Genomic DNA, 10,286 nt, shown 5'->3' with positions numbered 1-10,286 from the left:
GGCTATTTTGCTAGGAATTATGTCCCAGCCTCATTTTCAATTTTGCACCACTTTTATTGTCCAACTCAAATCGTAAAGATTTATTTTTAACCGTAATTTTTATAATCTAGAAAATTAATGTGGGTCTACCATATCTTCTGGTTTTATCCACTCTTCAAATTGTGATTCAGTTACATATCCACTTTCTATTGCAGATTCTTTTAAAGTAAGTCCTTCTTTGTGTGCCTTTTTAGCTATTTGAGCTGCTTTCTCATATCCAATATGAGGATTCAGAGCCGTAACTAGCATTAATGATTGATTTAAATAATTATTAATGTTTTCTTCAATCGGTTGAATACCTATTGCACAGTTTTTATTAAAGGTATTCATTCCATCTGCTAATAAGTAGATAGATTGTAAAGTGTTATGCATAATTACCGGTTTAAATACATTTAGTTCAAAATTACCTTGTGAACTTGCGATACCTACCGTCGTATCATTCCCCATGACTTGTACTGCTACCATAGTTAACATTTCACATTGTGTTGGATTTACTTTTCCTGGCATAATAGAAGATCCGGGTTCATTTTCTGGAATTGAAATCTCAGCAAGACCTGCACGCGGTCCAGAGGCTAGCCATCTAATATCATTTGCAATTTTCATTAAATCTGTCGCTAACGCCTTTAATGTACCATGTAATTGTACAATCTCATCATGAGAAGTTAAAGCATGAAATTTGTTTTCAGATGATACGAAAGCATACCCTGTGTTTTTGGAAATATATTTAGCTACTTTATGACCAAATTCTGGATGAGCATTAATTCCCGTTCCTACTGCAGTGCCACCAATTGCTAAATTTAAAATATGCTTTTTTGATTCTGATAGTAATTGCTCACATTTTTCTAACATATAGCGCCAACCACTTATCTCTTGACCTAATTTAATAGGCGTTGCATCTTGCAAATGTGTGCGTCCAATTTTAATGATTGATTGATATTGGTTTTCTTTTTCTTTAAAAGTTTGACGTAAATGGTTAAGTGCTGGCTCTAACTTAGTTTCAATTTCATGGAACAATGCGACATGCATGGCTGTAGGAAATGTATCATTTGAACTTTGAGATTTATTTACATCATCATTTGGATGGATAGTTTCCTTACTTCCATGTTTCTTAAGGTATTCATTAGCTACATAGCTTACGACTTCATTTACATTCATATTGCTTTGAGTACCACTACCTGTTTGCCAAACCACAAGTGGAAAATGATTATCTAGTTCTCCATTTAAAATACGATCACAAGCATGAACGATGGCGTTCTTTTTTTCATCACTCAATTTTCCTAATTCATGATTTGCTAAGGCTGCACCTCTTTTTAGTTGAGCAAATCCGTATATGACTTCTATAGGCATATGCTCTTTGCCGACTGGAAAATTTCGTTTACTTCTTTCAGTCTGTGCACCCCAATATTTGTCTTCTGGTACTTCAATTTCTCCAAATGTATCATGTTCAATTCTGACTGACATTTATATCGCTCCCCCTATTGTTGTTTGTTTAATTGTAGTATAGCACTATTTAAATTGTATGAGCAATGTTGAAATAAACCGTTTTCATTTAATAGAATATTTCCCTAATAAAATAAAAATGAGTCCTAAATGAATTTTTTCATGCTCATTTAAGACTCATATATTAAAATATTAATTTACTTCATACTTATTTAATTCTTAGGTTGTTGATATTTTGCTTTAGTAGCCTGAACAATAGCAATTGCAGTTAAAACAAATAGTATCACACCTATAGTGAGAGTGACAGGACTTATACTTACTAAAATACCTAAAACTCCTGGTAATTCATCATAAAAATCATCCAAGGTGTATGTCAAAACTCCCGTTATTAATAGACAACAAACCACACTGATCATCACACCAGACTGATTACTTTTTATAAATGTATGTGCATTGACATTATCAATAAGACCTTTTGATAAATTAAGTTGAAGTTGCACAATTTTGAACAATAGTGGCAAGTATAAAGCGCCTAAAGCAAGTGGAAAACCTTTTATAGATAATAAACTCACTATAACAGTAACTATAACAAAGTGAATCCAGTATTTTCTTAACATTTAATTAATCTCCTTGTGTTAATGACTGTAAGTATCATATCATAACCAATCAAAAGGAGTGAATATTTTTATAACAAATCGTGTGAAAGATAATACAATGCAAAAATCCAATAACTTAACATACTGATAAGCTACTGGATTTTTATGAAATCTATTTACTGTTTTTAAAATCTGAACGAACTTCGTTATCATGAGGTTGACTTAATTTTTCTTCATCATTTTCCTGTGAAATCTGTTCCATCTCTTTTCCTAATTCTTTTAAATCATCTAAGTCAGTCACCATAGCGTTTTCTTCTTCATGATAATTTAATTTGGAATCTTTTTTGTTCGCCATCATTCATCCCTCACAAATTTATTTTATGCAAAACGTGCAGTGAAGTACTCTTTTACGTCTTCAGGTAAGCCTACAGCCGCTTCTTTATCTAAGATAACATTGACCATACGGTGTGCTTTTAAATCCGATGGTTCAAAACTAGTCTTACCATTTTCACGGTAAAGTTTTTCTACCATATCGCGTTTATTAGCACCAGTAATAACTAAGAAAATTTCTCTAGCTTCCATCAAACCTTGACGAACGCTAACGTCAAGTTTGCCATTTTCGTCAATCGTAAGGACTTGCATTGTCAGTTTTCCCTTATTTTCTTTAGTCTTAATCTTATCTGAGATAAAGTCAATTGCATCATTTTCGTAAGAAATTGAATAAATTTGGCCTGTTGGCACACCCAAAGCCTCATAATAAGAATGATTATCATCATAATCTAAAATATTTATTTGACTGAAATCAACTGCATGATTTTCCACATTTTTCTTAAGTTCATCAAACACTGGTGCATGTTCTTTGCCCAAATGAAATCCTGCAATAGTAGTTGGATTATTATTAAACTGCTTACGTAGAATATCTGCAGTATATTCTGCTACTTTTTCACTATTGTCAAATACTTTAAAATTCATTGCCATGTTAACTACACTCCTCTAAGTTTGCTCTTTTAATTAAGTCGATTTAATTTAAAGTATACCCTTTGTATTAATTATCAAACTATTATTTTTTATTAGTTCACAATTAATATAACATTTCTTGGGTTTATCTTGCATTTACTTTATTTATTAACATTAATTATGAAAGGTTAGGATAATCTTGTTGTCTCAAAGCTTCGTAAATCAGTAAAGCAGCAGTATTAGAAAGATTAAGAGAACGTATATTGTCACTCATTGGAATTCTTAGAGCTGTTTTTGCATATTTCTCCTTAACCCAATCAGGAAGACCAGTAGTTTCTTTACCAAAGATAAAATAATAATCCTCATTAGTATTAGAAAAATTAAAATCGCTGTAGGTTTGTTTACCAAATTTTGTTAATAAATAGTAGTGACCTTCAGTATTAGCAAAAAATTCTTCAATACTATCGTGATATGTAATATTAACATGCTCCCAATAATCAAGTCCTGCACGTTTTAACATTTTGTCTTCAGTACTAAAGCCGAGCGGTTTAATTAGATGAAGATGGGTTAAAGTCCCTGCACAAGTACGTGCAATATTTCCTGTATTTGCTGGTATTTCTGGCTGATATAGTACAATATGATTCGTCATTTTTGTTCTCTCCTCATTTGCAAACCTTTTTTCATTTCGATCTGCACTTCTTCAATCTCATTTTCATAATGCGCATCAATAAAAGGTATAGCATCATCCTCTAAAATTTGTCCAATTGCCCAATATGCAGTACCTCTAATCATAGGTCTTGGATCATTTAATGCAACTTCTTTTAGTTCTGGTATAGCACTTTCTTCTTTAAAATGTGCCAAAGCTATAATAGCATTTCTTTGTATTGGTTTTTTACCTCTCCAAGCACCTGCTAAATGTCCATATGTACTTTTGAATTTCTTGTTGCTCATTTGAAGTAAAGGTACAAGACGTGGCTTCAAAATTTCCGGTTCCAAGACAATATCATCATGCTGAGTATTGATACCACGATTTTTAGGACAAACTTGTTGACACGTATCACACCCATATAATCTATTTCCAATTTTATATCGATATTCATCTTGAAGATAACCTTTAGTTTGAGTTAAAAAACTAATACATTTTTGACTATTTAACTGACCATTTCCAACAAGTGCACCTGTTGGGCAACGATCAACACAAATTGTACAGTCACCACAACTATCTAATAATGGATCATCAGGTTCAAACGGTATACTTACTAACATTTCACCTAGGTAAGACCAAGTCCCTAATTCCGGAGAAATCACAAATCCATTCCTACCCGTGAATCCTAACCCAGCTCTTTCTGCTACTGCTCTATCTGACAATACACCAGTATCCACCATAGATTGGATTTCGACATCAGGTACTTTTTCTTTGATGAAATCAGCTAATTTATCAAGTCTCTTACGCATAATGCTGTGATAATCTTGGCCCCATGATGCCCTAGCAAACATGCCTCGACGATCACCTTTAACACTTTTTGGTGCACCTTTAAGTTTATTAGGATAACCCACAGCTATTGCGATGATAGAACGTGCGCTAGGTAAACTTAGTTTAGGTTCTGTACGTAATGATATATTTGATTCCTCAAAACCCGATGCGTACCCTTTTGCATGATATTCCTCTAATTTTTGTTTCAATTCATCAAAAGGATCTGCAGTTGTAAATCCAATACTATCAATGCCTATAGAATGAGCAAAGTCTATAATTTCTTTTTTTAGTTTATTGTTCATAAGCTTTGCCACCTTTTTAAAATTACATATGCTATTCTAACATAAGATTATGTATCAGAGTTGGCATAATATTGTAATGATTAAAAAATATAGCCTATGATATAAATCATTATCATAGGCTTTCAAAATTGTGTAGTTTATCGATATTTAGATTTAAAAATGCATGTTTTAGATAACTTTAACACTATTTATCAATTCAATCTTAAGAAAAGGATTTGTTTCCAAACTTCTATAAGTATTTTTACGATATACTATTTCTCTTTTAAAAGTTTAAAATGATGTCACTATAACAAATTCGCTAACTGAGAATAGTAAACTTTAACTTTTATCATAAGAAAATATAAATTTTATAACACTCGTGATAAAAAATTTTGAGTTCGACTGTGTTGAGGATTTTCAAATATGTTTTGTGGTGTACCAGATTCAACCACAACACCATCGGCCATAAATACCACTTTATCACTTATTTCTTTAGCAAAGTTCATCTCATGCGTGACAATCACCATTGTCATACCTTCATTCGCTAATTGTCTCATTACTTTTAAAACATCCCCTACTACTTCAGGATCAAGTGCAGATGTTGGTTCATCAAATAACATAACATCAGGTTCCATTGCCAAAGCTCTTGCAATAGCAACTCTTTGTTTTTGACCTCCAGACAGTTGATTAGGATATGAATCTGCTTTATCTTTAAGCCCCACTTTTTCAAGTAAATATAAAGCTTTCTCTTTTAATTGATCTTTACTATCTTTATGTAATAAAAGTGGTGCTAACATTACATTTTCAATGACCTTTTTATGAGGAAATAAATTAAAATTTTGAAATACCATACCCATTTTTTGTCGTAAATTATCTAATTGAACATTATGTTGGGTTAATTCATTATCTTCAAATATAACTTTACCTTTTGAAGGTACATCTAACAAATTCATACAACGGAGTAAAGTACTTTTACCACTTCCAGATGGTCCAATTATTGCAACCACTTCACCCTTATCAACAGTAAGATTAATATCTCTCAATACTTCATTTGCTCCAAATTTTTTATTTAAATTTTTAATATTAATCACTGGCACTCATTCTCCCTTCAATAAAATTCATAACACGTGTAAGTGCAAATGTAAGTAAGAAATATAGTAATGCTGCAACTAACAATGGTGTGAATGGATCAAAAGATATTCCTTGTACAACTTGTGCATTAAACATGATTTCACTCACTCCAATTGTGGAAACTATAGACGATTCTTTAATCAAGGTTACAAATTCATTACCTAAAGCAGGTAAAATTTTCTTAATTGCCTGTGGCATAACTACTGATTGCATAGTCTGTCTATAATTCATTCCTAAACTTCTAGCAGCTTCAGTTTGTCCTTTATCTACAGCATTAATACCAGCTCTAAAAATCTCAGCAATGTAGGCTGAAGAATTTATAACAAGCGCAATAGTACCACAAATTAAAGCTGAAATATCTAACCCCAAAGCTGCAGTAGTCCCAAAAAATACAATGAACACTTGCACAAGCATTGGAGTACCTCTTAAAAATTCTATGTATATACCTGCTATCCATTGTAATGGTCTAATTTTACTTAATTTTAATAAAGCTATAAAAGAGCCTAAAATAGACCCCAATACCACACCTACTAATGAAATCAAAATAGTATTTTTAATTCCTTTAATAAAAAAACTGCCATATTTAGAAATAAAATTTCCATCATCTTGCATATCTTCGGCTGCTTTTGTCATGTATTGATCAATTAAATTTTTTTCTTTTACATTATCAATTGTTTGATTTAACTTATCTAAAAGTACAGGAGAGTTCTTAGGAACAGCTATACATGTTTGTTTCTTTTCTTCATTAAATTTAGTCTTTGAAAATGTTAGTTCAGAATTTTGTTTTAAATAGGCCTCACCTACTGGTTTTTCAACAACTACACCCGCTACTTTTCCACTTTTTAAAGATAATATAGCCTCAGGTAATCTATTGAGCGAAGAAATTTTACTATCTTCAATCTCAGTTTGTGCAATTTTTTCTTGATCTGTTCCTTTTTGTGCAGCTATGTTTTTGCCTTCAAAATCTTTGATATTTTGATAACGTTTTGCTTCATCTTTTTTAATCATCATCACATTGTTTGTAATCATGTAAGGTTTTGTAAAATCCACTTCTTTTTTTCGTTCGGGAGTTGTCGTCATACCGGATATGATAATATCGATTTTACCGGTCTTAAGTGCACCTAATAAGCTATCAAATTGCATGTTTACAATTTTTAACTTTAAATGATTATCTTTCGCAATTTTTTTAGCTAATTCTATATCTACACCTGCATATTCAGTTTTACCATGTATCGTCTTTTCAAATTCTAAAGGTGCATAATCAGCTGATAATCCAACTCTTAGTTCTCCTCGATTTTTAATTTTAGTCCAATTTTCATCTTCATTTGCATATGTACTCGGACTGATAAATAACGTGAAAGTACTTAACATTAATATTATGATTGATAACATTTTGAACAAACACTTCATTGTTTTTAACCTCCTTTTTTAATAATTATACATTATTATACATAAATACTCATACGTGCGCAATTAGATTTCCAAATATTGTATAAAAAAATACCCGAGACATTGAGTATCTCGGGTATTCTATGCTATCTAAACTTAATAAATATGTTCATTAAGTTATTCAAATTTCAGCTTATAACTTAAGAAAAAGCAAAGAGTTTGTTATATATCATACACTAATTCCTAATATAATAATTAAAATTAATCTTTTGAGATTTCAAATTTATAAATCTCATCACTGTAAGTACTTAATACTTTTTTACAAATTTTATGTACAATAAAGGCACATACAAATGGTATAACGAAATATCCAATAGCTAATAAAATAATATTCATAGATGGATTTCCCGACATACGGTTTAATGCATTGATGGGACCAACCAGTCCAGTATAACCAAAACCAGCAGATAGTGCAGTCCCTTTAATTTTTAAAATATATGCAACTATACCACATATGACTCCATTAATTGTCAATGGAATAGCTATAATTAAATGCTTTAAGTAAACAGGAATCATCATTTTAGCAGCACCTATGAGTAATACCACGTTAACTCCTAGAGAATTAACTCTTAAAGATCCAAATAAAAAGGTTACACAAGCTGCAACTATTCCCATATTTGCAGCACCACTTCCTAAACCAGTAAGATTAATTGCTGTTGCTATAGCAACTAACGAGATTGGAGTTACCATTAATAAAGAAAATGTTACACAAATTAATATAGACATTAATAATGGATTTAATTCTGTGAACCTGTTTACTAATTTTCCTAGTGACTGCGTAATGACTTGAACGTAAGGTAATGTTAATAACCCTATTAATCCACTAATTACAGGAACTAAAACGGGTAAAATAATCATTTCTAAGGAACCTAATTTACCTTCTAAAAACATATAAATGAAACAAGCTAATATAACTACTAAAATTACATTTATAATATCTCCAATTCCTTTTAATTCAATTGTTTGTCCATTATAGTGTACTGCTCCAGAACCTAGCATTGCTGAAATACCAATTATTGCAGCACCTGTACCTTTAAATTTAAATTGGTGCGCAGCAAGAACTCCTATAATAAAAGCCATAAAAGATTGTATGATTGTTACTAGCTGAAAAATCGTTTCTAGTACATGATTACCTTCTTTAAAGAATTTTAATAATTCACCTAATAAGGCATTAGGTAATAATGCAATAACTACACCTGCACCTACTGCATTCAAAATGTTGTTAAAAAATCGCTTTCCATTGATTTGCGAATGACTCATGTTAAACCTCCATTTAAAACATTAAATTAATCGTATTATAGAAACGAAATATAAACAATCATTTAATATCAAATTTCATGTCAATAATTAAAGAAAAGTGAGCAATTATACTTATATACGGATAATATTTAACATTTACTTATTAGATAAAAAAAGCATCCAAGGTTAAATTGTACATTTAACCAATGGATGCATACACTATATATATTATAAAAACTAAATTTAATTATTGAATATTTATATCAGGTATATTGTTTCTTAGGAATTGCTGAACGAAATCATTTATATAAACACTGCTATTGTATTTATTATCTACGCCACCATAATGTATTCCAATAACTTGATTTTTACCATTAAATACTGGAGATCCAGAGTTTCCACCTACAGTACTTAGGTCATATCTTAATTCCTCGCCACCAATATAGACAACCTTACCTACACTTTCCCACATTGTGGCTAACGGTTTGTCACCAGGGTAACCAGTAACAGTGATGTTTTCATTAATTCTAGTATCTGTATTGCTACTTATAGTTGCAGGTTTAACTACTTGCCCAATATGTTGATTATGTTCGTTCGGTGACACTCTTAAGATTGCTAAATCACTATTACCAGGATACGGTATGATTTCTTGACCCACAAATTTGCCATTAGGATAGTCATTTTCATTTTTAGCTGAAGGATGGACACTAATATTTCTTGGATTACCCTTAGCTCCATTAACGACGTGTTTATTAGTTAATATTTCATTTTCACCTACAACAACACCTGAACCACTCATATATCCACCATCTATTGGTATATAAATAAAACTAACAGCATCATAATGACCTTGTGTAGTATTAAAAATTTGATGTCTATTATTATTAGGCAATATTACACTTGGGTAACTTTTATTTTGACTTGGTTTAATATTATGGCTCGAACTATTAATATCTAAAACATTTTTGTTTTCTGTGCCAAGTGAGGAATGATTATGGCTTTGTGTATCGGTTTTTGCATAAGAAGTATTTACCATTGTAGTAGTTGCTAACGCTGCAATTGTCATTGTACATATAGATAAAAATCTCTTTTTCATATGATAACCTCCAAAAATTATAAAAATTGTTTTTTAATAACAGCTGTTATAATTAAATTATATATATAAACTGAAAAAATATGTGATTAAATTCCTAAATGTTAAAATAAAAACCCTATCTGTTTGCATTTTATTAAATATTATACTTATTTATTTAAATATTTTTTATAAGAATTTGGACACAATTATTAGTAACTTACTTATTTATAAAATTTTAGAGACTATCAAATGATAAATAACAATTAGCTCTTAAAAAATAAAAAAAGTGAAAACATTAAACTTACAATGTTTTCACTCTAAAAAAATTTGAATTTATACCGGTGGTCGGGATCGAACCGACACTCCAATAAAGGAACGGGATTTTGAGTCCCGCGCGTCTGCCAATTCCGCCACACCGGCTCAATATATAAACAAAAAACTTCCCAATGGAAGTAAATAATGGAGCGGAAGATAGGATTTACACCTATATCTCATTCCGGGAAGGAATGTGTTCTGAGAGTTGAACTACTCCCGCATAATATTAAAATTGGAGCGGAAGATAGGATTTGCACCTATATCTCATTCCGGGAAGGAATGTGTTCTAA

10 protein-coding genes and 2 tRNA genes are annotated in these 10,286 nt (G+C 31.1%); all 12 read right to left on the bottom strand.

Annotation, left to right across the window (positions count from 1 at the left end; all coding sequences use genetic code 11):
• Positions 1-114 precede the first annotated feature (114 nt).
• Positions 115-1,500: a class II fumarate hydratase gene (gene fumC, locus HMPREF3241_RS03520; RefSeq protein WP_020361955.1), complete on the bottom strand. Its 1,386-nt coding sequence runs from the start codon at positions 1,498-1,500 to the stop codon at positions 115-117.
• Between the two features lie 191 nt (positions 1,501-1,691).
• Positions 1,692-2,096, bottom strand: coding sequence for a hypothetical protein (locus tag HMPREF3241_RS03515; RefSeq protein ID WP_070846328.1), 405 nt, complete (start codon positions 2,094-2,096; stop codon positions 1,692-1,694).
• A gap of 151 nt (positions 2,097-2,247) precedes the next feature.
• Positions 2,248-2,430, bottom strand: coding sequence for an SAS053 family DNA gyrase inhibitor (locus HMPREF3241_RS03510; RefSeq protein WP_020361957.1), 183 nt, complete (start codon positions 2,428-2,430; stop codon positions 2,248-2,250).
• A 23-nt stretch (positions 2,431-2,453) separates the two neighbouring features.
• A complete protein-coding gene (locus tag HMPREF3241_RS03505; protein ID WP_020364054.1) occupies positions 2,454-3,053 on the bottom strand; it encodes a 6-phosphogluconolactonase in 600 nt (199 codons plus the stop codon).
• 157 nt (positions 3,054-3,210) lie between these two features.
• Entirely contained in the window at positions 3,211-3,681 is a 471-nt protein-coding gene (gene trmL / locus HMPREF3241_RS03500) for a tRNA (uridine(34)/cytosine(34)/5-carboxymethylaminomethyluridine(34)-2'-O)-methyltransferase TrmL (RefSeq protein ID WP_002446764.1), read from the bottom strand.
• Positions 3,678-4,808: a tRNA epoxyqueuosine(34) reductase QueG gene (gene queG / locus HMPREF3241_RS03495; RefSeq protein ID WP_002476052.1), complete on the bottom strand. Its 1,131-nt coding sequence runs from the start codon at positions 4,806-4,808 to the stop codon at positions 3,678-3,680. Before queG ends, trmL begins: the two co-directional genes overlap by 4 nt.
• A 347-nt stretch (positions 4,809-5,155) precedes the next feature.
• The gene (locus HMPREF3241_RS03490; RefSeq protein WP_002446766.1) at positions 5,156-5,878 is read right to left on the bottom strand and encodes an amino acid ABC transporter ATP-binding protein; all 723 of its coding nucleotides are present in this window, start codon (positions 5,876-5,878) and stop codon (positions 5,156-5,158) included.
• Entirely contained in the window at positions 5,871-7,328 is a 1,458-nt protein-coding gene (locus HMPREF3241_RS03485; protein ID WP_002457887.1) for an ABC transporter substrate-binding protein/permease, read from the bottom strand. The genes HMPREF3241_RS03490 and HMPREF3241_RS03485 overlap by 8 nt, the downstream gene beginning before the upstream one ends.
• Before the next feature lie 240 nt (positions 7,329-7,568).
• A complete protein-coding gene (locus HMPREF3241_RS03480; RefSeq protein ID WP_020360852.1) occupies positions 7,569-8,627 on the bottom strand; it encodes a PTS sugar transporter subunit IIC in 1,059 nt (352 codons plus the stop codon).
• Between the two features lie 226 nt (positions 8,628-8,853).
• Entirely contained in the window at positions 8,854-9,702 is an 849-nt protein-coding gene (locus HMPREF3241_RS03475; RefSeq protein WP_002457889.1) for a trypsin-like serine peptidase, read from the bottom strand.
• 315 nt (positions 9,703-10,017) lie between these two features.
• A tRNA-Leu gene (locus HMPREF3241_RS03470) sits at positions 10,018-10,101 on the bottom strand.
• Positions 10,102-10,141: 40 nt separating this feature from the next.
• Positions 10,142-10,216: transfer RNA gene (locus HMPREF3241_RS12935), tRNA-Gly, on the bottom strand.
• Between the last annotated feature and the right edge of the window lie 70 nt (positions 10,217-10,286).

This window comes from Staphylococcus sp. HMSC34G04, from assembly GCF_001838765.1.
GTDB lineage: Bacteria > Bacillota > Bacilli > Staphylococcales > Staphylococcaceae > Staphylococcus > Staphylococcus epidermidis.
Note: the sequence above shows the minus strand (reverse complement) of the source record. Positions and strands in the feature narration are given on the sequence as shown.